General features: G+C 43.4%; 21 protein-coding genes and 4 tRNA genes. 11 read left to right on the top strand and 14 right to left on the bottom strand.

Going from position 1 to position 23,926, the window contains the following annotated elements:
- Window positions 1-158 precede the first annotated feature (158 nt).
- Genes K1T76_RS01620 through K1T76_RS01595 form a run of 6 tightly spaced genes read left to right on the top strand, consistent with a single transcriptional unit; the run spans window position 159 to window position 6,392 of the window.
- Window positions 159-2,996, top strand: coding sequence for a monovalent cation/H+ antiporter subunit A (locus tag K1T76_RS01620; RefSeq protein WP_230243932.1), 2,838 nt, complete (start codon window positions 159-161; stop codon window positions 2,994-2,996).
- Window positions 2,997-3,000: 4 nt separating this feature from the next.
- Entirely contained in the window at window positions 3,001-3,366 is a 366-nt protein-coding gene (locus K1T76_RS01615) for a Na+/H+ antiporter subunit C (RefSeq protein WP_230243931.1), read from the top strand.
- A complete protein-coding gene (locus tag K1T76_RS01610; RefSeq protein ID WP_180062015.1) occupies window positions 3,366-5,174 on the top strand; it encodes a monovalent cation/H+ antiporter subunit D in 1,809 nt (602 codons plus the stop codon). The genes K1T76_RS01615 and K1T76_RS01610 overlap by 1 nt, the downstream gene beginning before the upstream one ends.
- 2 nt (window positions 5,175-5,176) lie before the next feature.
- Window positions 5,177-5,710 (top strand): Na+/H+ antiporter subunit E, encoded by a 534-nt coding sequence (locus K1T76_RS01605; RefSeq protein WP_180062016.1) that lies wholly within the window; start codon window positions 5,177-5,179, stop codon window positions 5,708-5,710.
- Window positions 5,707-5,982 (top strand): monovalent cation/H+ antiporter subunit F, encoded by a 276-nt coding sequence (locus tag K1T76_RS01600; protein WP_070154371.1) that lies wholly within the window; start codon window positions 5,707-5,709, stop codon window positions 5,980-5,982. The genes K1T76_RS01605 and K1T76_RS01600 overlap by 4 nt, the downstream gene beginning before the upstream one ends.
- An 11-nt stretch (window positions 5,983-5,993) precedes the next feature.
- Window positions 5,994-6,392: a Na+/H+ antiporter subunit G gene (locus K1T76_RS01595; protein ID WP_070154369.1), complete on the top strand. Its 399-nt coding sequence runs from the start codon at window positions 5,994-5,996 to the stop codon at window positions 6,390-6,392.
- Window positions 6,393-6,521: 129 nt separating this feature from the next.
- Here K1T76_RS01595 and K1T76_RS01590 read toward each other — a convergent pair whose 3' ends face one another.
- From K1T76_RS01590 to tpiA, 10 genes are all read right to left on the bottom strand, one after another.
- On the bottom strand, window positions 6,522-6,926 hold the full coding sequence (locus tag K1T76_RS01590) for a ribosome-binding factor A (protein ID WP_019836077.1): 405 nt from the start codon (window positions 6,924-6,926) through the stop codon (window positions 6,522-6,524).
- Window positions 6,926-9,652: a translation initiation factor IF-2 gene (gene infB / locus K1T76_RS01585; RefSeq protein ID WP_019836078.1), complete on the bottom strand. Its 2,727-nt coding sequence runs from the start codon at window positions 9,650-9,652 to the stop codon at window positions 6,926-6,928. Before infB ends, K1T76_RS01590 begins: the two co-directional genes overlap by 1 nt.
- A gap of 10 nt (window positions 9,653-9,662) precedes the next feature.
- A complete protein-coding gene (gene nusA, locus K1T76_RS01580; RefSeq protein ID WP_019836079.1) occupies window positions 9,663-11,147 on the bottom strand; it encodes a transcription termination factor NusA in 1,485 nt (494 codons plus the stop codon).
- Window positions 11,148-11,182: 35 nt separating this feature from the next.
- Window positions 11,183-11,707: a ribosome maturation factor RimP gene (gene rimP / locus K1T76_RS01575; protein ID WP_019836080.1), complete on the bottom strand. Its 525-nt coding sequence runs from the start codon at window positions 11,705-11,707 to the stop codon at window positions 11,183-11,185.
- A 322-nt stretch (window positions 11,708-12,029) separates the two neighbouring features.
- Window positions 12,030-12,106: transfer RNA gene (locus K1T76_RS01570), tRNA-Met, on the bottom strand.
- A 91-nt stretch (window positions 12,107-12,197) separates the two neighbouring features.
- A tRNA-Met gene (locus K1T76_RS01565) sits at window positions 12,198-12,274 on the bottom strand.
- A 77-nt stretch (window positions 12,275-12,351) separates the two neighbouring features.
- Window positions 12,352-12,428: transfer RNA gene (locus tag K1T76_RS01560), tRNA-Met, on the bottom strand.
- Between the two features lie 49 nt (window positions 12,429-12,477).
- Window positions 12,478-12,562: transfer RNA gene (locus K1T76_RS01555), tRNA-Leu, on the bottom strand.
- 53 nt (window positions 12,563-12,615) lie between these two features.
- Window positions 12,616-12,945 carry a preprotein translocase subunit SecG gene (gene secG, locus K1T76_RS01550; protein WP_004975868.1) on the bottom strand — a complete coding sequence of 110 codons (330 nt, stop codon included), beginning with the start codon at window positions 12,943-12,945 and terminating at the stop codon, window positions 12,616-12,618.
- Window positions 12,946-12,958: 13 nt separating this feature from the next.
- The gene (tpiA, locus tag K1T76_RS01545) at window positions 12,959-13,750 is read right to left on the bottom strand and encodes a triose-phosphate isomerase (RefSeq protein WP_230243930.1); all 792 of its coding nucleotides are present in this window, start codon (window positions 13,748-13,750) and stop codon (window positions 12,959-12,961) included.
- A gap of 278 nt (window positions 13,751-14,028) precedes the next feature.
- On the opposite strand from tpiA, the gene pilB reads away from it, so the two are divergent.
- The 4 genes from pilB to coaE are packed head-to-tail and all read left to right on the top strand — an operon-like array spanning window position 14,029 to window position 18,467.
- Window positions 14,029-15,741, top strand: coding sequence for a type IV-A pilus assembly ATPase PilB (gene pilB, locus K1T76_RS01540; protein WP_070154366.1), 1,713 nt, complete (start codon window positions 14,029-14,031; stop codon window positions 15,739-15,741).
- A 30-nt stretch (window positions 15,742-15,771) separates the two neighbouring features.
- On the top strand, window positions 15,772-16,998 hold the full coding sequence (locus K1T76_RS01535) for a type II secretion system F family protein (protein ID WP_019836082.1): 1,227 nt from the start codon (window positions 15,772-15,774) through the stop codon (window positions 16,996-16,998).
- Complete coding sequence (locus K1T76_RS14905; protein ID WP_070154364.1) at window positions 16,998-17,858, top strand: prepilin peptidase; 861 nt, start codon at window positions 16,998-17,000, stop codon at window positions 17,856-17,858. Before K1T76_RS01535 ends, K1T76_RS14905 begins: the two co-directional genes overlap by 1 nt.
- A gap of 9 nt (window positions 17,859-17,867) precedes the next feature.
- A complete protein-coding gene (gene coaE, locus K1T76_RS01520) occupies window positions 17,868-18,467 on the top strand; it encodes a dephospho-CoA kinase (protein WP_230243929.1) in 600 nt (199 codons plus the stop codon).
- Window positions 18,468-18,472: 5 nt separating this feature from the next.
- Here the strand turns inward: coaE and K1T76_RS01515 are convergent, their stop codons facing one another.
- The 3 genes from K1T76_RS01515 to ppnP form a co-directional block, all read right to left on the bottom strand.
- Entirely contained in the window at window positions 18,473-19,393 is a 921-nt protein-coding gene (locus K1T76_RS01515) for a DMT family transporter (RefSeq protein WP_268259916.1), read from the bottom strand.
- Window positions 19,394-19,446: 53 nt separating this feature from the next.
- Complete coding sequence (rlmB, locus tag K1T76_RS01510) at window positions 19,447-20,196, bottom strand: 23S rRNA (guanosine(2251)-2'-O)-methyltransferase RlmB (protein ID WP_070154361.1); 750 nt, start codon at window positions 20,194-20,196, stop codon at window positions 19,447-19,449.
- Between the two features lie 188 nt (window positions 20,197-20,384).
- On the bottom strand, window positions 20,385-20,708 hold the full coding sequence (gene ppnP, locus K1T76_RS01505; RefSeq protein WP_019836086.1) for a pyrimidine/purine nucleoside phosphorylase: 324 nt from the start codon (window positions 20,706-20,708) through the stop codon (window positions 20,385-20,387).
- 491 nt (window positions 20,709-21,199) lie between these two features.
- Here ppnP and recN point away from each other — a divergent pair, with 491 nt between their 5' ends.
- Window positions 21,200-22,861 (top strand): DNA repair protein RecN, encoded by a 1,662-nt coding sequence (gene recN, locus K1T76_RS01500; protein WP_179989691.1) that lies wholly within the window; start codon window positions 21,200-21,202, stop codon window positions 22,859-22,861.
- A 61-nt stretch (window positions 22,862-22,922) separates the two neighbouring features.
- On the opposite strand, the gene K1T76_RS01495 is transcribed toward recN, so the two are convergent.
- The gene (locus tag K1T76_RS01495; protein WP_230243928.1) at window positions 22,923-23,909 is read right to left on the bottom strand and encodes a CsgG/HfaB family protein; all 987 of its coding nucleotides are present in this window, start codon (window positions 23,907-23,909) and stop codon (window positions 22,923-22,925) included.
- Window positions 23,910-23,926: the final 17 nt, after the last annotated feature.

Below are 23,926 nucleotides of genomic sequence, written 5' to 3'. Positions count from 1 at the left end.
GTTTAAGTTGCGACAATACGCTCATCAAAACAATAGACCACGTGTTTACTAACACAACTGATTGGCTTTCAAGATTGAATCTTTTGGATGGTGTGTTGCTGTCCTGTAATCCTTGGAAGATAAGATTCATCCTTTAGGTTTTCGACCTATTCACGACAATGGATATGAGTGTGCTACCGATTATTATATTGTTACCGTTAGTACTGGGCACAACCCTTGTCTCGTGGCTGAAACAATTTTCACGCGGGGTAACGGCTTTAGGGGCGATTGGCGTCAGTCTGAGTAGTCTTATTCTGCTCCTGACTCAAGCAAAAGCAGTCTTTAATGGCAAAACGATCATTCAAACATGGTCTTGGCTGCCACAATTGGGGATTGATTTAAGCTTTCGTCTAGATGCGCTTGGTTTATTATTCTCCTTGCTGATCACAGGAATCGGCACACTCATTTTTATTTATGCCTATTATTATTTAAGTCCGCAAAGCTCGCTCAGTAAACTCTATTTTCTCCTCATGCTGTTTATGGCTGCCATGTTGGGAATCTCGCTCTCCAATAACCTGATTTTGTTGCTGACGTTTTGGGAACTGACCAGTATTTCCTCTTTCTTATTGGTGGGTTATTGGAGCAATTACGAAGCGGCACAACGCGGCTCACGTATGGCACTGACCATTACAGGCATGGGGGGACTCGCCATGCTGGGTGGTTTTGTGTTATTGGCGCAAATTACAGGCACCTATCAAATTGACCAAATTTTAATGATGACTGAACAAATTCAAAGCCATCATTTATTTGTGCCAACCTTATTGCTGATTTTACTGGGTGCATTTACCAAAAGTGCGCAATTTCCATTTCACTTCTGGCTACCCAATGCCATGGCTGCACCCACGCCTGTTTCTGCCTATCTGCATTCCGCAACAATGGTCAAAGCAGGAATTTTCTTGCTAGCACGCTTATTGCCAATTTTTGCAGGCGCCGCGTTATATCACAACATAGTCACCTTTATTGGTTTGTTTACCCTGTGTATGGCGGCATTCTTTGCCATTTTCAAAGAAGATTTAAAAGGCTTATTGGCGTATTCCACCATAAGTCATTTAGGTCTGATCATGTGCTTACTGGGCATTGGTTCACCGTTGGCAGTGGCTGCAGCAATTTTCCACATCATCAACCACGCCACATTTAAAGCGGCACTGTTTATGATTGCGGGAATTATCGACCACGAATCAGGCACACGTGATTTACGTAAACTTAGTGGCTTATGGCAACTGCTACCCTTTACCGCCACCCTCACCATGATTACCGCGGCCTCTATGGCAGGCGTACCCTTAACCAATGGCTTCCTATCCAAAGAAATGTTCTTTAACGAACTGATAGCAAACTTATCTGGCCCTGTACTGTTGGTTTCTGCAATTGTTGCCACACTGGCGGGTATTTTTGCAGTGGTCTATTCAATACGTTTGGTACACGGCGTTTTCTTTGACGGCCCAATTGGTAAAGATGTTCCAAACAAAGAAGCTCACGAACCCCCGTTTGGCATGCGTGCACCCGCAACTTTATTGGCGGTTTTATGTATTTTAGTCGGCTTGATGCCTGCCTTATTGGTCGAGCATATTGTCAATAGCACAACTCGTGCCAGTACCCAACTGTTACAGTTTGAAGGCACACATTTAGCAATTTGGCATGGCTTTAACCTTCCCTTGCTAATGAGTGCAATTGCTTTGCTTGGCGGGATCATCTTCTATTTCTCGCTCGCCAAAGGTGGAAAAATCCGTGAAATTGACCTCGATCCACATTTAGGTCAATTCCAAGGCAAACTGCTGTTTGAATTATTCTTAAAACATTTACTACAAGTTTCTCGCAAAATTAAACGCAAAACCGAAAACGGTTCACTTCAAAGCTATTTGGTGTGGATCATTGTTTTTACAGTTTTCATGGTCGCGCTACCATTATTCAATCAGGGCTTAACAACTGGTACACGTGAACTCACACATGCCCCTATGATTGCCATTGTTTTATGGTTGTTGCTGTTCTCTGCCTGTTGGATGATGCTGTGGTTCCACCATGAGCGCATCAAAGCCGTCTTAATCAGTGGTGCAGTTGGCTTGGTCGTCACCATGGTTTTTGTGGGACTGTCTGCTCCCGACTTGGCGCAAACTCAAATCACGGTTGATGTTGTCACCACTGTTTTATTGCTCATGAGTCTATCCTTGCTCCCACAATTGACCCCGTATGAGTCAAGCCGTTCACGTCGCTGGCGAGATGCCTTCATTGCGATTGGTGGCGGTATCGGTATCGGCTGGATTGCATGGCTGGTGATGACCCGCGACCATAATTCAATTTCATGGTTCTTTAATCAGCAATCCATTCCACTCGGTGGCGGAACCAACGTGGTCAACGTCATTTTGGTGGATTTCCGTGGTTTCGATACCTTTGGTGAAATTACCGTCTTGGGCATTGCCGCGATTGGTACGCTGTGCTTAATGGATGGTATGCGTGCGCACGGCACCATCATGACACAGGGTTTAACCTATCGCTTTAATCCTTCGCCGTTAATGCTACGTATTACGGCCTCATGGATTTTACCGATCGCCCTTGTGGTCAGTCTGTATATTTTCTTGCGTGGTCACAACTTACCGGGTGGTGGCTTTATTGCTGGCTTAATTACCTCAATGGCACTAATCATCCAATACATTGCGCTTGGTCAAGACCAGACCGAGCAAATGCTCAAAGCCAAATCTGGACGTTTATACGAAATCTGGATTGGAGTGGGTTTAAGCATTGCAGGTCTGACAGGACTTGCTGCATGGTTCTGGGGACGTCCTTTCCTCACTAGCGCACATATTTATGTCAATCCTCCAATCATTGGTGAAATGCACCTCGCTTCAGCTGCCTTATTTGATGTGGGCGTGTATGTCACGGTGGTTGGCGCGGTCATGTTGATGATTTCGGTCCTGGGCGACTCCCGTCACTCAGGCATGTCTGGCCCACTTCCAAAGGAGTAATGCAATGATTAGTATTGAGTTTTTAATTGCGTCTGCCATTGGAATATTAGTCGCGACAGGAATCTATTTAATTTTACGTGCCCGTACCTTTCCGGTTGTTTTGGGCTTGGCCATGATTGGTTATGCAGTCAATATTTTCTTATTCAGCATGGGGCGTATTCAACTCAATGCGCCTGCAATTTTGACTGAAGCCACGAAAGTCACTGACCCATTACCACAAGCCTTAGTGTTAACTGCAATTGTGATTGGCTTTGCCACCACTGCATTTATTGTGCAATTGGCGCTGCGTAGCCGTTATGAAACAGGGACAGACCACGTCGATGCCAAAGAAGAACATCCACTGCTTGACCCACGTGAGGATGAGCCATAATGAATGATTTCCTCCAATTTTGGCTACAGCATTCACCGATCTTTAGCATCCTGATTCCAACCTTTACCGCATTTATTTTGGTGCTATTAGGCAATCCGGGCTTTGGTTCACTCTCACATGACTGGCGTCAGCCATGGCGTCGTGGAATTAGTCAGCTCTCTGCTACGCTCGGTTTAGTCACTGCGATCAGCTATTTAATTCAAGTCAGCAGCGGACAAATTATTATATATAATTTGAGCGAATGGGCGGCACCATTTGGCATTATTTTAGTGCTAGATCAACTGTCTGCCCTCATGTTGGTACTGACTTATTCACTTGCTCTGCCATTGCTTTGGTTTTCCAGCAAGAAATGGGATGAGCGTGGTCGCTATTTTCACACCATGGTGCATTTCCTGCTCATGGGACTTTGCGGTGCATTCCTCACAGGTGACTTGTTTAACCTGTTCGTTTTCTTTGAGGTATTACTCCTTGCTTCTTATGTGTTGTTATTGCACGGTCAAGGCAAAGCACGTTTTCAACTCGGGATTCATTACGTCACCATCAACCTATTAGCCTCTGCCCTCTTCCTAATTGGCTTAGGGATGATTTACGGTAGTGTCGGCAGTTTAAACATGACCGATGTGGCGCGTCTAATTCCCCTACTCGATGCTGATGCACATAAAATTGCGGTGGCAGGTGGCTTACTGCTATTTGTGGTGTTTGGTATTAAAGCTGCCATGCTTCCTGTCGGTTTTTGGTTACCTAAAACCTATGCCGTGGCAACAACTCCTGTAGCAGCCTTGTTCACCATCATGACCAAAGTCGGTGTGTATGCTATTTTGCGAGTCAATGGAACCGTATTTGATGATGAGCTGAGCCATAAAATCTTACAAGACTGCTTACTGACGATTGGTTTGATTACTTCCCTGTATGGAGTCATTGGCGCGATTGGTGCTGAGCGCTTACGTCGCTTTGTCGGTTTTATGATGCTGTCTTCAATTGGTACCATCCTCATTGCTATTTCAATGCTGAACACACAGGCATGGTCAGCTGCACTGTATTACTTGATACACAGTACCTTAATTGCAGCGGCTTTCTATTTGCTGTGCGGTTGGATTACTTCTCAACGTGGTGCATTTAAAGATCACTTCAACATTGCCCCACAAATGAAGCAACATAAAGTACTGGCTATCACGTACTTCATGATTGCATTAATGATGGCGGGCTTACCACCATTTAGTGGATTTTTGGGCAAGGTCTTTATTTTGCAAGCCTCTGCCAATATGGCACATCAAGGCTGGATTATTGGCATCATTCTCTTGGTCAGCTTGCTTAGTATTATTGCTTTCACCCGCGTCGGCTTTATTTTATTTTGGCGCGCGACCAAACCTGAAGATGATATACGCACTGAAGCCTATGATGAATATCAGAGATTGCCTGCAATTGCTCCGCCCCGAAATGACCGTGTCATTTATTTACTTTTGACGGGTTTGGTATTGTACGTAGTATTTGCTAATCCAATTCAGCAATATATGCTGAACACTGCACAGCAAATTCAACATAATGCGGCCTATGAAGCTCTGATTCTGAAAAAAGACCGTGCTACAAATGTGATTAGCGTACAACCTTATGATCCATTGTACTTACCAGAAACCAAGTACGGTGGCGAAGCAATCGATGCCAACGCACATTTAATTCCATACGTGATTCATCCAAATACCTTGGAAGGCGAGCATATTTCTGACTATAAACAACGTCAGATTCAACAGCAAAATCGTGAGGAAGCGCAGCAACCTAGCGATACTCAACTCAAACCTGCGGAGCCCTAAACATGCAAAAAACGAGACCGAAAACTTCGTTTTGGGACAACCTGCTGCCACACCCGTTTGTATCTGTATTGGTGGCACTGAGTTGGCTGATGTTGGCGCATAGTGTTTCTGCAGGAAATCTGTTGATGGCACTGGTTTTGGCACTATTAATTCCCAAATTGATCCAGCCCTTTATCACACGTACACCAGACATCAACTGGACTGCAGCCATTCGCTTATTCTTTGTGGTGGTCTGGGATATTATGATTAGTAATATTCGTGTCGCAAAACTGGTGCTTGGCCCAACAGATCGCATGCAGCCAAAATGGTTCCGTGTCCCTCTCGAAACACAGCACGAACAGGTCAACAGTATTCTGGCGATGATCATTACCACCACACCTGGTACTGTCACGGCTGGTATCGACCAAGATCGTGGTGATATTTTGGTACATGCCTTAAACACTACAGATGAAAGTGTAGATATTCAAGACATCAAAAATCGTTATGAAAAACCACTGATTGAAATTTTTGATGCGCAGTCAGGAGAAAAGCAATGATGATTCTGCCTTATGCACTTGGAATCTGCATGGTTGCGATTACACTTTCCATGTTGTTGTGCCTATACCGTCTTATTATTGGCCCTTCAATTGTGGACCGCCTGTTAGCCTTGGATACCTTATTTTTAAATGCAACCTGCTTGGTGGTAGTTTTGGGTATCTTTTGGAGTACCACCTCCTTTTTTGAAGGTGCATTATTGGTGGCGATGCTAGGATTTGTATCTACTGCTGCACTGGCGCGTTATTTCACAAGCGGTCATGTGATTGATTAAGGAGAATGAACATGCAATTATTCATGGAAATTTTAGTGTCATTCTTTTTAATCATTGGCGCCTTTTTCATGTTGGTGGGCGGCATCGGCATGGTTCGCCTGCCCGACTTATTTATGCGACTACATGCCCCTACAAAATCCAGCACTTTAGGACTAGGCAGTTTCTTAATTGCAGCCATTATTTATGCGGCATTTGAAGGACGATTTGGCTTTCCAGAAGTCTTAATCACCCTATTTGCATTTATTACCGCACCTGTTTCTGCCAATTTAATGGCGCAGGCCGCACTTCATTTACGTTTACGTTCGATGAGTGGTAATGTGCCTGAAACCTTAGATCGTCCATTACCGTGGCAACGCCAACGTCGTAATTTACGTCGCTACGAAAAAAAATCTAATGATGATTTGGTGTAGAGCAAAAAAAAGCATCGTATCCCATATGATCTTGCTTACATTGCAAAAGCTCAAACATGATAGATAAACATTCATTGATTCTGATAGACAAAAAAATGCCACCCGAAGGTGGCATTTTTTATTACTGAGTTATTCTTCATCTTGCTTAGGTGCTGCAGGAGGTAAATCTTTTACCGCTTCTGCAATCAAACCAAACATATAGTTACCGTAGGCATTGGTTTTATCGTAGTGAAAACGCAAACGTGGGGTAATACGTGTCTTAATACGACGGCTTAACTCATGGCGCAAGAAGCCCGATGCTTTATTCAACACATCCAAGGTTTCTTTATTTGCCGCTTCGCTTTGCTCATCGCCTAATTCACGTCCCATGACGGTCACGTACACTTCGGCATATCCTAAGTCTGGGCTCACCTTCACCGCAGAGATGGTCACCAGACCACCTAGGCGTGGATCTTTCAGCTCTTGGCGAATCAGTTCTGACAGCTCGCGCTGTACTGTATCCGCCATACGCTTCAGACGTTGACTACCCGCCATTAAAGACTCCGTTTAATCAATTGAACATCGTACACTTCAATCTTATCAAGTGGTTTGATGTCTTTATAGCCTTTCACTGCAAGACCACATTCCATACCTGCGCGAACTTCTTCGACCACTTCTTTATAACGACGAAGTGACTCAAGCTCACCTTGGAATACCACCACATCATCACGCAATACGCGAATTGGTTTGTTACGGTGAAGTACACCTTCAAGTACCATACAACCTGCGGCTGCCCCAAACTTACTCGAGTGGAACACTTCACGCACTTCTGCAACACCCAAAATAGTTTCACGATGTTCAGGTGCAAGCTTACCGCTCATTGCATCTTTCACATCATCAATTAATTGATAGATGATACTGTAGTAACGAATGTCAATGCCATCCGCATCGGCTTTTTGACGCGCAGTATTGTCAGCACGTACGTTAAAGCCCAGTAATACAGCTTCTGAAGATTCTGCAAGCGTAACGTCAGACTCGGTGATTGCACCTACGCCTGAACCAATCACACGTACACGTACTTCATCGGTGGACAACTCGCCCAAGGCAACAATCAAGGCTTCCAAAGTACCACGTACATCTGTCTTCAAGACCACATTGACAAATGGAACATCTTTTTTGCCCATAGATGCCATGATGTTTTCAAGACGCATCGCGCTTTGACGCTCAAGACGTTTTTGACGCTCACGATCCATACGCGCATCGGCAACTTCACGTGCTTTCTTCTCGTCATTTACAACAAGAACTTCATCACCCGCCATTGGCGCTTCAGGTAAACCTAAAATTTCAACTGGAATTGAAGGGCCTGCAGATTTAATACGCTTACCGTTTTCATCAGTCATGGCACGAACGCGGCCATAAGATGAGCCTGCAAGTACCAAGTCACCTACATTCAAAGTACCATTTTGTACCAGAATTGAAGTCACTGCACCACGACCTTTATCTACACGCGCTTCAATCACCACACCTTGCGCTGCACCTTCTTCAGATGCTTTCAATTCCATCATTTCTGCTTGAATTGAAATTAAGTCAAGAAGTTCATCAATACCTTGACCTGAATGCGCTGAAACCATTGCGACAGGTACGTCACCGCCCCATTGTTCAGGTACGATTTGTTTAGTGGTCAATTCATTCAATACGCGGTCTGGATCAGCTGACTCTTTGTCCATTTTGTTAATGGCAACAATGATTGGCGTACCCGCTGCACGCGCATGGTCAATGGCTTCTGCAGTTTGTGGCATCACACCATCATCTGCAGCAACTACCAATACCACGATATCTGTTGCTTTCGCACCACGTGAACGCATTGCGGTAAACGCTGCGTGTCCCGGTGTATCCAAGAAAGTGATAATACCTTTCTCGGTTTGCACGTGGTATGCACCAATGTGCTGGGTAATACCACCCGCTTCGCCTGCAGCCACTTTGGCACGACGAATACGGTCAAGTAACGACGTCTTACCATGGTCAACGTGACCCATGATGGTCACCACTGGTGGACGTGTTGTTTGAACACCACGTGCCTCTTCAGCTGCTTCAAGTAAGTTATCTTCAGCTTGCGTATCCGATACTAAAACTGGGTTATGACCCATTTCTTCAACCACAAGTGCCGCAACTTCTTGCTCAATCGCTTGATTTTGTGTAACTAACTCACCCATTTTCATGAGTGATTTAATCACCTCACGGACTTTAACTGCCATTTTTGCAGCCAAGTCAGCAACCACAATCGTTGCACCAATTTCAACATCATACACTTGTTTTTTAACTGGTTTTTCAAAGCCGTGCTTGTTGGCTTGGCTCGTTTTCAAACCGCGTTTATGTGGATTTTGGCTGAAAGATTGCTCTTCCTGACCACGACGACCACCTTTTTTCGGTGAACGTGTATTAGTGGTACTGGTACCACGCTTAATTTCGCGGTCTTCTTTAGCAAATGAATCTTCATATGCCTGACCCACAAGACCAGCCGCCAATGGAGAATCATCTACAACACGAATAGTCGCGGTGGCATCTTCATTTGAGTATTTAGATGCCATCTGACGCATTTGCTCAAGCGTACGTTGCTGTGCTTCTTCAGCCGCTTTACGACGTGCCGCTTCTTCAGTCGCTTTCAACTGAGCTGCTTGCGCTTCACGCGCTTTCTTTTGCTCAGGTGTTTCAGTGACTTTTACTGCTTGCTTCACAATTGGCTTGTTGGTTGACTTACGTTTCACCACAACCGCAGCTTTCGCAACTTCTTGCTTAGCTGTTTCTTGCTTCGCTGCTGCACGCATTGCATCTAAAGCTTGTTTCGCTTTTACAGCACCTGCTTGAGGCGCATCTGCTTTTGCATTGCTCTTTTCTGTCACGGCACGAGCTTGCTGTTCTGCTTGCGCTTTTTCAGCTGCTTCTGCCTGTGCTTTTGCCAGTGCTTCCGCTTTAATCTGTTCAGGATCAGGCTTTGTAAATGTATGCTTTTTGCGAACTTGTACATTAATCGTTTTCGCTTTGCCCGAAGTACTTGCCACTTTAGCGGTACTGGTGGTTTTACGTTTCAACGTGATTTGTCCTGCTTTACCCTCTTGACCGTGAACCTTTTTTAAATGGTTCACTAGGGTACTTTGTTGTTCCGTGGAAATAATATCGTCAGCATTACGCTGTGGTAAACCTGCGTCACGAACCTGTTCCAGGAGTTTCTCAACTGGACGACCTACACTGAGCGCTAACTCTTTAATCGACTTGTCCGTCATATATTACCTCCTAGTTAAACCATGATTCGCGCGCTTTCATAATCAATTGACCCGCTTTTTCTGTACCTAAACCTTCAATATCTTCGATATCGTCAGTCGCTTGGTCAGCTAAATCATCAACTGTAATGACACCACGAGCGGCAAGCGCATAAGCGATCTCTTGTGTCATGCCTTCCATTGCTAGAAGTTCTTCACTCGGATCTTGGATATTTTCTTGCTGTTGCAATGCATCTGCCAAAGCCACTTCTTTGGCACGACTTTGTAACATTTCAACAAGTTCTTCATCTAAATCAATTTCGTCAAATGTTTCCGCAGGAACATACGCAATTTCTTCTAATGAAGTGAAGCCCATTTCTACCAATGCCATCGCCAAATCTTCAGCAATGTCTAGACGTGAAACAAACAAGTCCAAGTATTGTTGCGCTTCATTTTGCTGACGTGCGTGATACTCTTCTTCAAGCATCATGTTCAGCTTGTAACCTGTGAGTTCAGAGGCTAAACGTACGTTTTGACCTTGTGAACCAATGGCACGCGCTAACTGATCGCTAGTGGCGAAAATAATATCAGCAGTACGTTCTTCTTCATCGATCACAATACCCGATACATCGGCTGGCTCTAAAGCACTGGCGATATATTGTGCAGGATCATCAGACCACACCACAACATCAATACGCTCACCATTTAACTCTTGCTGTACCGCTTGGATACGTGTACCACGCATACCAATACATGCACCTACAGGGTCAATACGGTGGTCGTTGGTTTTTACTGCAATTTTTGCACGCACACCAGGCTGACGCGCTGCCGCTTTAATCTCGATGATTTCTTCAGAAATTTCTGGAATTTCTTTTTTCATCAAAGCAATCAGCATTTCAGGCTTAGCACGTGACAACAACAATTGAGCACCACGACCTTCACGGTTCACACTGTACAAAATTGCATTCACACGCTGCTTAGGACGCAAAATTTCTTTGGCAATCATTTCTTCACGCGCCAAATATGCTTCTGCATTGTCGCCTAAATCAATAATAAAGCCATCTTTGGTTTGCTTTTTCACTTCACCGTAAATCAGCTCGCCTACTTTAGCTTCATAAGCATCTGCAACCAACGCGCGTTCTGCTTCACGAATTTTTTGCACAATCACTTGCTTGGCAATTTGCGCAGCAATACGACCGAAGTCAATTGACTCAACTTCAAGTTCGCGAATATCACCAATTGACCATTGTGCAGGGTCTACATCAGAAATTGCATCTTGGCATGCAGGCATTTCATGATCTTCATCTGCCACCACTTCCCACTGACGGAAAGTTCTGTAGTCACCTGTTTTACGATCAATTTCCACACGTAAGCGTGCTTCTTCTGAGTTTGTGCCTTCATAGAATTTCTTTTTCGTCGCAGCAACAAGAGCCTGTTCAAGCGCCTCAAAAATTGCCTCACGACTTACACCTTTTTCGTTACTAACCGTTTCAACGACGGTAAGAATTTCACGTGCCATAAGTCACCTATTCGTTCAGATTCTTATTAATTTGGTTAATCCTGGTAAATCAGGTTTGCTTTATCAATATTGTGACTGTCAATCTCCAATACCTGCTGTTTTTCCACTTCGACCTGAATGGTTTCATTTTCCAGATCTACAGCAACCAATTTCGCTTGAAATTTACGACGGTTTTCTACAGCACTGATTAAACGTAACGCAATAGTATGCCCAATATACGCAGGCAATTGCTCTAATTGGAAAAATGGACGATCCCAACCAGGTGATGACACTTCAAGTGCATATTCACCTGAAATTGGATCATGCACATCAAGCATTGCACCAACTTGCTGGGTTACACGTACACAATCTTGCACACCAATACCACGACCTTGCTCTAATTCGCCATCTTCATTTAAGACAGGTTCTGCATTTTCATCGACAGCTTTGTCGATATAAATACGTAACAAAGAACGCTTACCTTGTGGAATAAACTCGATTCCCCAAAGATCCACATCACATGCTTGCACTGCTGGCGCAATTAAGTCCTGAAGTGCTTGAGTTTTATTTGATAGCTTCATTTACTCTCGTCATTCTGCTGCGGTTCAATGGTCTTATTTGACCACTACACATTCATACAAACTATAGTAGTAGTGAAACATGACACTTTGACTTTAGGCCGCGCACGGCTTGTATCGACACTACACGATAGCCAATAAAAAAGGGCGTAATCGCCCCTATTCTTGCACAGTAAAACCTATATCCACTGTGCAAAAAGGCCCACCTAGTTGTGAGCCTCTTTAGAAACTTGGCTGTGGGGATTAGACTAAATCTAACCATCTTTGCTAGTTTATTGTGCTGAATTCAATCAACTAAAACTAACGTACCACAGCATTAGAAACTTGGTAGCGGGAGCTGGATTTGAACCAACGACCTTCGGGTTATGAGCCCGACGAGCTACCAGACTGCTCCATCCCGCATCAACGTGCAAAAAATTATATACAAAAATGAATAAGTTTTCAATCAAACTTCTCATATTTGCCTGACTTAAGTTGCACCTTAGTCAGATTTTGGTAGCGGGAGCTGGATTTGAACCAACGACCTTCGGGTTATGAGCCCGACGAGCTACCAGACTGCTCCATCCCGCAACAAAATGTAAATACTTATCTCAACCCAAAAAAATTTAAGTCGCCCACGCTTAATTTACCAAAAGCTTAGGATTGATTGGTAGCGGGAGCTGGATTTGAACCAACGACCTTCGGGTTATGAGCCCGACGAGCTACCAGACTGCTCCATCCCGCATCAACAGATTTGCTGCTTAACACCAACTTATGTTTTCTGGATTATAAGTTGGTGCGGAAGGGGGGACTTGAACCCCCACGCCCGAAAGCACTACCACCTCAAGGTAGCGTGTCTACCAATTCCACCACCACCGCAGCTGTGACGCATTCTAGTCGCATCATGCGAAAAAAGAAAGTGCTAAATAAAATTATTCAGCGCTTTTAGGCGCAGTTGGTGAAGTTTCAGGCGATACTGGCTGTGCAGGGGCAGTCGTTTGCACAGTCTGCAAACTATATGCACCTGTGGTTTGTTTCTTGGCAAACACCGCTAAAGTTAAACTCGTTGCAAAAAACAACGCTGTCAAAATTGCAGTTAAACGCGTTAAAAAGTTGCCTGAGCCTGACGCACCAAATACGGTTGCCGCACCACCGCCACCAAAAGAAGCGCCTGCATCTGCACCTTTACCATGCTGAACCAAAATTAGTCCAATCATTAAAATGGCTAAGATAATATGTACTACCAGCACAAATGTTTGCATGCTGAACTCCTCATTATTTTGTATTTGCAAAGGCTTGCGCAATTTGATGGAACGATGCTGCATTTAAAGATGCACCACCGACCAAAGCACCATTAATGTCTGGGCAGGCTGCTAACTCTACGGCATTTTCTGGTTTTACACTACCACCATATAAAATCGGTAGAGTCACAGCATAAGCGGTGATTTGACTTAAACCTTCACGAATTTTTGCATGCATGGTTTGCGCATCTTCAGGTGATGCTGTCTTGCCTGTGCCAATTGCCCAAATAGGTTCATAGGCAATTACAATCTGTTGCCATTGCTCAGCGTCAACCACGGCAGCAATATCACAAATTTGTTGCAAAACAACTTGCTCTGCCTGACCACTTTCACGTTGTTGCAGACTTTCCCCCACACAATAAATAACAGTCAAACCAGCCTGCAAGGCATTTTTAACTTTTTCATTCAAAATGCTTGGTGTGTCTGCAAATAGTTCACGACGTTCTGAATGCCCAACCAATACATAATCAATTTGACTGTCTTTTAGCAATTCTGCACTGACTTCGCCCGTATATGCACCCAAACCCGCAATACGAGACAGGTCTTGTGCAACGGTATAGACAGGACGTACTGCTTCACTCAAAGCAGCTTGAGTTTGTGTCAAAGCCAAAGTGACAGGTGCAATCCCCAAATGACACTTTTCAGCCTCTACAGGGCTGTCTTGTAATAATTTTTTAAATTCAGAAATAAGTTGCTGAGCATCGGCACGCATCGGATTCATCTTCCAATTGCCAACCACCCAAGGCTTAATCGTCGTAGCCGACATAGAATAACCTGCAAAAACAATTCATTTAATCGCGCACATTCTACACGCAAATCACATTTCTGCTGAGTTTTTTGTGCAAGCTTTGCATCAAACTGCTGCATGAAGTATCTTTTCATGGCAGGACTTACAATTTTTTTAGCAGATTAATGTAACTGGTTCATGCTTTTAGGCGATACTTAGGTGGTGACAGCACTTTCAGATATGGTATTTTTGTGCAACAAAAGTATAATTTTAAAGATACCAATTATAAACAATCTTGATTTTGAGGACGTTGGGGAATGTCAGTACAACAAGCTACACCTAAATTCACAGGTTTTATTCGACGTTTGGTCGAAGACGGGCTCGTTTCTGCTGAGACTATGCAAACCGCCATTATGGCTGCTCACAAAGAAAAAGTAGATATTGTTCCCTATCTAATTCAGAACTTAAATATTTCACCTCTGCTGATTGCTGAAAAAATTTCCAATGAGTTTGGTGAACCTATTTTTGACTTGAGTGTCTATGATTCCGCTTTGATTGTGCGTGAAGGCATCGATGAAAAACTGTTCAGCAAATATTGTCTACTGCCTATTTTTAAGCGTAATCACCTGCTTTACGTTGCGACCAGTAACCCCACCAATATCGAAGCAATGGATGCAATTCGTTTCAACAGTAAAATGAATGTTGAAGCCATTGTAGTTGAACATGACAAATTGGTAAAACTGATTGAACAGAACTTTGCCAACGAATCTAGCTTTGAATTTGAAGATGATGACTTCGATCTCAACTTTGAAGATGGCAATAGCGAACCAGAACAAGCTGCAGAAGATGAACCGCAGGGTGATGAATCCCCAATTGTTAAATACATCAACAAATTACTGATTGATGCAATTCGCATGGGCGCTTCGGACTTACATTTTGAACCGTATGAAAAAACCTATCGAGTGCGTTATCGTGTCGATGGTGTATTACGTCAAATTGCCACACCACCCTTACAGTTAGCCAACCGCTTGGCATCACGTTTAAAAGTGATGTCCCAAATGGATATTTCTGAAAAACGTGTACCGCAAGATGGTCGTATTAAATTAAAACTATCTAAAAACAAGTCCATCGACTTCCGTGTGAACTCGTTGCCAACCTTGTTCGGTGAAAAAATTGTACTGCGTATTCTTGACCCATCTAGTGCGATGCTTGGGATTGACGCTTTGGGTTATGAACCAGAACAAAAAGAATTGTTCATGGAAGCTTTAGAGAAACCGCAAGGCATGTTACTGATTACAGGTCCAACGGGTTCGGGTAAAACGGTATCGCTATATACAGGCTTAAATATCTTAAACAGAGAAGATACCAACATTTCCACCGCCGAAGACCCAGTGGAAATTAACTTAGAAGGTATCAATCAGGTTAACGTTAACAATAAAGTGGGCCTAACCTTCGCAGCCGCTCTGAAATCTTTCTTACGTCAAGACCCTGATATTGTCATGGTGGGTGAGATTCGTGACCTTGAAACTGCAGAAATTGCAATTAAAGCAGCCCAAACAGGTCACATGGTTTTATCTACCCTACACACCAACAGTGCACCAGAAACTTTAACGCGTTTACGCAATATGGGCGTTCCCTCCTTTAACATTGCAACTTCGGTGAACCTCGTCATTGCGCAGCGTTTGGCACGACGCCTATGCCCGCATTGCAAAGCACCTTCTGACATTCCAAGACAAAGTTTATTGGAAATGGGCTTCACTGAAGCCGATTTGAGCAATCCAGAATTTCAGGTCTATCAACCTGTAGGCTGTTCTGAATGCCGTGAAGGTTATAAAGGACGTGTTGGTGTTTATGAAGTGATGAAAGTCACACCAGAAATTTCCAGAATTATTATGGAGGATGGTAATGCCATCCAAATTGCTGATGCGTCAGCAAAATCGGGGTTTAACAATCTGCGTCGTTCGGGGTTACTTAAGGTCATGCAGGGGGTGACTTCATTGCAAGAAGTCAATCGTGTGACCAGTGAATAGTTGTAAAATTTAAAATAAGGATAAATACGCATGGCTGTCAAAAAAGCACAGATGATGCCCACCTTCGTTTATGAAGGGATTGACCGCAAAGGGGCTAAGTTAAAAGGGGAAATTCCAGCGCGTAATATGGCTTTAGCAAAGGTCACATTACGTAAACAAGGGATTACCATCAAGACGATTCGCCAAAAGAAAAAGAATATTCTTGAAGGCTTAATGAAAAAACGGGTGTCGACCTTAGACATCACCATTTTCACGCGTCAGCTTGCCACCATGATGAAAGCAGGTGTGCCTTTGGTGCAAAGCTTTGAGATTGTTGCCGAAGGTCTTGAAAACCCCGCCATGCGTGAAGTGGTTTTAGGCATTAAAGGTGAAGTGGAAGGCGGGAATACCTTTGCTGGCGCATTGCGTAAATATCCTCAATATTTTGACAACCTATTCTGCTCTTTGGTTGAATCTGGTGAACAATCGGGTGCCCTTGAAACCATGCTAGATCGTGTCGCGATCTATAAAGAAAAGAGTGAGTTACTCAAACAAAAAATTAAAAAAGCCATGAAATACCCTGCAACGGTCATTGTGGTAGCCGTGATTGTGACCATTATTTTGATGGTGAAAGTCGTACCCGTATTTGAAGAGTTGTTTAGCTCTTTTGGTGCAGACTTGCCTGCCTTCACTAAAATGGTGGTGAACATGTCACAATGGATGCAGAAATACTGGTTTATTCTGATTATTGTGATTGGGGTCATCATCGCAGGTTTCTTGGAAGCTAAAAAACGCAGTAAAAAATTCCGTGACTTCTTAGACAAAGCGGCACTGAAAGCGCCTATTTTTGGTGACTTGGTTTATAAAGCCATTATTGCACGTTATAGCCGTACTTTAGCCACTACTTTTGCTGCAGGTGTACCCTTAATTGATGCTTTAGAATCCACAGCAGGGGCAACCAATAACGTGGTCTATGAAGAAGCGGTGATGAAAATCCGTGAGGATGTCGCAACAGGTCAGCAGCTACAATTTGCCATGCGTGTCACCAATAAATTTCCCTCTATGGCGGTACAAATGGTGGCCATTGGTGAAGAATCAGGTGCGCTAGATGCCATGCTAGATAAAGTCGCAACCCACTATGAAAACGAAGTCGACAACGCAGTAGATGGTTTAACCTCAATGATGGAGCCGTTGATTATGTCTGTCTTGGGTATTTTAGTGGGTGGTTTAGTTGTCGCCATGTACCTTCCAATCTTCCAAATGGGTTCTGTGGTTTAATGCAAGAATTAATCGCGTACTTTATTCAAAATCCAACTGCGCTCTATATCGCAGTTGGACTTTTTAGTTTATGTATTGGCAGTTTTTTGAATGTGGTAATTTATCGCACCCCAAAAATGATGGAGCAGGAATGGCGTAATGACTGTCAAATGTTGTTACATCCTGAACAAGCCATTATTGATGAAAGTAAAATCACCCTGAGTAAACCTGCATCGACCTGCCCCAAATGTCATCACCCAATTCATTGGTATCAAAATATTCCTGTGCTGAGTTGGTTGGTATTACGCGGTAAATGTGGCAACTGCCAAAACCCGATCAGCATACGTTATCCACTGGTTGAAGTATTAACCGCTGTTTGCGCCTTAGTTGTACTTGCAGTATTTGGCCCAACCGTACAAATGCTGTTTGGTTTGCTGCTCACTTACACTTTGATTGCACTCACCTTCATTGATTTCGATACACAACTCTTGCCAGACCGTTATACCTTGCCTTTGGCTGCACTGGGTTTGGCGGTCAACAGCTATGCCATTTATACTTCGCCGACGTCGGCAATTTGGGGCTATGTAATTGGCTTCCTGTGTCTTTGGGTGGTGTATTACCTGTTTAAAATCGTCACAGGTAAAGAAGGCATGGGCTATGGTGACTTCAAGCTCCTTGCCGCTTTAGGCGCATGGATGGGGCCAATGATGTTGCCGTTGATTGTGCTGCTATCGTCCTTAGTCGGGGCGATTATTGGCATTATTCTGTTAAAAGTGCGTAAAGAAAACCAACCCTTTGCGTTTGGTCCGTATATCGCCATTGCGGGCTGGATTGCCTTTTTATGGGGCGAACAAATCATGAAAGTATATTTGGGACAATAAGGACAGCACATGCGTTTTGTTTTGGGTCTAACAGGAGGAATTGGCAGTGGCAAGTCTGCAGCTAGTGCATGGTTCGAGACCCAAGGCATTGTTGTAGTCGATGCAGATGTTGTTGCACGCGAAGTGGTCGAAAAAGGACAATCTACCTTAAAGCAAATTCAACAACACTTTGGCGATTGGGTTTTACTTGAAAATGGTGAACTAGATCGTCGCGCCCTACGTGAATATATTTTCAAAGAACCAAGTGCACGACAAGCACTTGAAAAAATCACCCACCCTGCAATTCGTGAATCGATTATCCAACAATTAAATGCTGCCAACAGCCCCTACGTGGTTTTGGTTTCACCACTCTTGTTTGAAACCAATCAACATCAATTGACCCAACATACATTATTGATTGATGCCACTGAAGCACTACAAATTCACCGCGCCTCACAACGTGATGGTCAAACAGTTGAACAAATTCATAAAATTATTCAAGCACAAATGCCACGTGCTGAAAAACAACGCCTGGCCAATGATATTGTGCTGAACGATGGGCATTTAGATCATTTGTATAGCAAACTTGAAGTATTGCATCAGCAGTATTTAAAGCGAGCGATGCAGTAAGCAAATTAATCTGACTGTTGTTTTTGCTGTTCAAGTTGAGCTTTTAAGCTGTCAGGTCGGGCCCACCAACGCCAAGGTTGCAAAGCGCCAAACCCCATACCCATCAAACCGCATACAATTGCTAGACTCAACGGCTCACCTAATAATGGAACAGCAAAAATCGCAGCGATAAACGGCGCCAAGGTCACAATACTGCCAGTTTTGAATGCTCCCAAACGCTTAATTGCCTCGACATAGCTAAGGGTTGCGATGATCACCACAAATACCCCATGAAAAATAGTTTGCAGCAATAAATGAATCGGTTCGGGTGTGCTGAGTTGTTTTGGGAAAAACAGTAAATAAATCGGGACATAGACTATCGCCGACCAAATGGCGACACCTGCCATAGCATGCCAAGCAGAGAGCTTCCATTGTCTTAATAAAACCGTAAACACGCCCCACCAAATGGCACTCATGAAAAACAACCCATCCCCAAGCCCAAAAGCAACGCCTGTTTCTTGATACATCAGCGCACTCATACCCCCAATGGCGGTCAGCATAATCACAATACTGATCCAGGTATGGCGATCAAAAGGTATTCGAAATAATACCCAAGCCGCAATGGCGGTACAAACAGGAATACAACCATTTAGAAAAATGGCAGCATGAGCAGCTGGCACATAATGAAAAGCACTATACGCAGTCAGGCAATAGCCTACTCCACCAATCATTGCCAAAATAAAAGGCTCTTTTTTCCATAAAAATTCGGTATCTTTTTTCCAGATAAGAATCGGCATTAAAATACAAAAAGCCAAAGCAAAACGTAAGGCGGTAATATCCCAAGCGCTGATCTGCCATTGTGCATTCAGCCGAGCAGTTAGGGTAAAACCACCCCAAATGCACATGGTAACAAATACCAAAGCATAACCTTGCTTTTGGGGAGACAGACGAATCACAGTGTTGAAGACATCAATAGAATAGCAAATACAAAAATCAGCAATTAAGCCTGACGCTGACGGCAAGCTTCATACAATGTCATGCCTGCTGCAACACTAACATTCAGACTTTGCAGATTTCCTGCCATTGGAATAAATACGGTTTGATCACATTGTGACTGGGTAATTGGGCGTAAACCTGTATCTTCTGCGCCCATCACCACGCATACTGCTGTGCCTGTAAAATCAAATTGCTGAATTGGTAAAGCTTTTTCATCCAGCATTGTCCCTACCACGCGCACATTAAATTCTTGTTTCAAATGTGCCAAAGTACGTGCCAAATTAGTGACTTGGATAAATTTAACTTTTTCAGCGCCACCTGCAGCCACTTTGCGTGCAGTTGGAGTTAAACTTGCTGAACGATCACGCGGCACAATCACGGCAGCAACACCCATGGCTGCAGCAGTACGAATACACGCGCCTAAATTATGTGGGTCAGTGACTTGGTCTAGCGCCAAAAGTAAAGGCTTACTATCGGCCTGCAACAAGGTGTCCAAGTCTTTTTCATTCAGGGTTGGATGGGGGCGCACTGCAGCCACCACCCCTTGATGAAACGGCAAACCTGCCAGTTTTTCCAAGCTGTCACGACTGGCTTTTTGCACACTAATGCCAAATGGTTCGGCAAGTTCTAAAATTTTTTGTAAACGCTGATCATCACGTCCTTTTAAAGTAAAAAGAGTTAAAACTCGCTCTGGCTCAAGCTCCAATAATGACTCCACCGAGTGAACGCCATAATAATATTCAGGTTTTGCCATGAACGACCTCTAATTAATTACACCTATAAACCAGCGAAAACGAAAAATCCTGCAAAGCTGACTTCACAGGATTTCAATCAGATCTAGTTTAACCGATTCAGGTGAAAATTTGTTAATTCAATTCCGACCTTTTGAGTGTTCAAGCAGGAAAAATTGATAACTCAGTTAATACCCTATTGATCGCTTGATTAACCTTCTAAGTGACACACGTAATCAAGCACTTCGTCGGTTTCAATGCTGAAACGGCTATTGCCAGGCACATAGAATGACTGACCAGCGCGGAATAATTCACTTTCTTCGCTATCGGCAATTTTGACACGACATTCACCTGAAATAATTTCCATACGTTCAGGCACATGCGTTTCGAAAATCAAGGCTTGTTCGGTCGGTAAAATTACCCCTAAGGTTTTTTTGGTACCGTCTTCAAATTGCACCGTATGACTGATGCATTGCCCACCAAAATAGACATTCGACTTTTTTACAACAGATACATGATCAAACTGAGCTGACATGTGTATTCTCCAGGTAACGCGTTTTTATATTTTTGACTGATGTAGTTTAATTCTGTCCTCAGAACTAATCAATCTGTGTTTACAGTGGGCTTTGCGTAAACTGAATCATGTTTCGAATACGCAGTATGCAACACGCTAACGGCATAGTCTAAGCCAATGCCAAAGGCATTCAAAGTACTCTGCAGATTCATCCCCACTAAAGTGCTAAATCTGAATGTGAAACAGATCACAAATAGTATGTGTATCATTTAAGTTTCACCCGATCAGGCAGCATCTAAAAACTTCCTAAGCGAATATACTGCAATTTGATGACTATCAAATGAAATGGTCAACGAATCTTGCGTTTTATATAGGATGCTTATCGGGTACATTTTTTGTTGTTTGTGCTGCAATTTAAGCTAGAATTAAACAGACGAAAATAACAGCCTTGTTATGGCATTTCCAAAACTTAACTCTCTTTCACTGACACTTTTCGCAGCTTGGATGCGTTTATGCTGACTCATTTAACACTGATTAACTTTGCCCTTGCCGACCACTTAGCACTGGATATTGAAACAGGTTTTAACGTTCTCACAGGGGAAACAGGTGCTGGTAAATCCTTACTATTAGATGCTCTCTCTGCCTGTTTAGGTGAACGTACCGATACCAATTATGTGCGTTTTGGCTCAGATAAAGCCGATGTGACTGCGAGTTTCAGTTATCAGGACAATAGCCCTGAAGCACAATGGCTAAAAGAACATGAATTAGATGATGAGTCTGGTGAAATCCATTTACGTCGGGTAATTTTTGCCACAGGACGCAGCAAGGCATGGATTAATGGACGCCCAAGCAGTTTGTCAGAGCTGAAAGAAATTGGACGCTTGCTAGTACAGCTATATAGCCAGCACAGCCAACAACAATTGTTGGAACCGCCTTATCCAAAGCACTGGCTTGATCGTTATTATAATTTTTATACCCCTGCCCAAGCAGTACGTGATGCTTATAGTACCTGGCAAAAAAATATCCGACAGCATCAGGCGGCGCTGGATGCACAGGCAACTCGCAAGCAGCGCATCGAAACTTTAAACTTACAGCTCGAAGAACTCGAAGAACTGGTACAAATCGATTATAAGGAGATTGAACAAGAGTTTGATCGCCTAAGCCATCATGAACATATCATGCAGGACTGCAGTTATAGCTTAAATGCCTTAGACGAAGCCGAGCAAAACATCACTCAGGAAATTGCTTCGATTATTCGCCGCTTGGAATCGCATGCGGGACGAAGTGAACAATTATCAGAAATTTATAACTCATTGTTAAATGCGCAAAGTGAATTAGATGATGCGACAGCCAATTTACGTCAGTTTATTGATCGTCAAAGCTTTGACCCTGAACGCATGGAAGAACTGAATCAAAAATTAGAAGTCTTTCATCGTTTAGCGCGTAAATACCGCACACAACCTGAATTATTAAAACAAGAATTTGATACTTGGCAAACTGAGCTCACTGCTTTACATGAACTTGAAGACCCTGAAACTTTGGCAGAACAAGTCGAAGTGGCACATCAGGACTTTTTAGCCAAAGCACAACATTTAGATGACATCCGTCGTGAAGCAGCCGCACCACTTGCCAAACAACTGACCGAGCAAGTCAAACAGTTGGCACTGCCTGAGGCACATTTTGAATTTAAGTTTGAACCTTTAGAGCAGGTTTCTGCGGAGGGGTTAAGTTTTATTCAACTACTGTTTACTGCCAACAAAGGTATTCCTGCTCAGCCATTAGCACGTGTGGCTTCTGGTGGCGAATTATCGCGGATTGCCTTGGTCATGCAAGTCATGAATGCCGAAAAAACTGAAGCTGAAGTTTTGGTTTTTGATGAAATTGATGTCGGGATTAGTGGTGGTACTGCTGAAATTGTGGGGCGTTTGCTCGCAGGTTTGGCGCAACACGTTCAAATTTTATGTATTACCCACCAAGCGCAAGTAGCTGCACAGTCTGATCAGCACCTTTTGGTGAAAAAGCGTCAGACCGACCCTGCTAGCAGTACCATTGTTGAATTAGAAGAAGATGCGCGTATTTTAGAATTAGCGCGTATGACTGGCGGTGTTGAAATTAATGACACCACCCTGCAACACGCAAAACAATTACGCCAATTGAAGTTTCAACAGGCTTAAAAAAATAAATCCCCTGATTTTCAGGGGATTTATTTAGGTTTAAAACAAGCTTTATCATTATTTACCATTTCACAGGTTGGTCACTTGAACCGGGCGTCATTTCATAACCTGGAGAGGTGTCATAAAATTGACTGCTAGAAGATTGCACAGGTTGTAGTTTAAGACCCTGTAAAATTTCAGGATTTAAACTTTGGGCAATCTTATCTGCAGTACTATCATTTAAACTATTATTTAAAAGATTCTGTGTCATCAAGTTCGATAAGGTACGATTAAAAGTCCCTGCCGCAACCACCTTACTGGTATTCGCCTCAATCACTCGCCACGTTAAACGCACCTGCTCTGCACCAGCATTTAATCCATACATTTGTTGACCGCTAGCAACTGACAAATCGTTAATACGCCCCACGAGTAAATAATCAGCACCTACTTTTTGACCAATACGCGCTAACTCATGCGGTGCACCATCCCAATACAGGAAGTCATTTTCAAATTGCATTTCATCTATGTAATGACGATCAACAACACTTAACTGCCCTGACTGTGCTAAATAAGTACCTAAAGTATCTGATAATTCTTGACTAAACTCAGAAGCAGAAGCACCGCTGGCTAAGCGGTTATTTTTTTCTGCCATTTGAAATGGCAAGACCGCAATACGGCGCATGTGTTGATCTTGTACAGTAGATTCAAACTTCACAACATGAGCGCGAACTTTAGCGCGATAATTATTTTTAGCACCAGAAACACTCAAGACCTGAAACTTGGTGACAGAACCCGAACCTTCATTGGCTACACTAAATACAGGTGAAACTTTACCCGTATATGTCCAGCCCTGATTACTTACAGATAAAGAAACTGTTTCTTCATAATTCATTTGTGACGATACCGAAGCACCATTCACCGATTGAACTGCAATCAATAATGCTTCAGAAATAGCTTGGTGTTGTGTTGGACCACTACCCGTTGCCTCTTTAATCACTTCTTTAATCGCAGCAAAAGCAGGACTGCACAATAATCCAGATAATAAGCCTGCAAATAATATTTTTTTCATGTTCTATTCTTCAACAG

Source organism: Acinetobacter sp. PW68 (genome assembly GCF_020982655.1).
Lineage (GTDB): Bacteria > Pseudomonadota > Gammaproteobacteria > Pseudomonadales > Moraxellaceae > Acinetobacter > Acinetobacter towneri_A.
The sequence above is the reverse complement of the archived record's forward strand: the minus strand, read 5'-3'. Positions and strand labels throughout refer to the sequence as shown.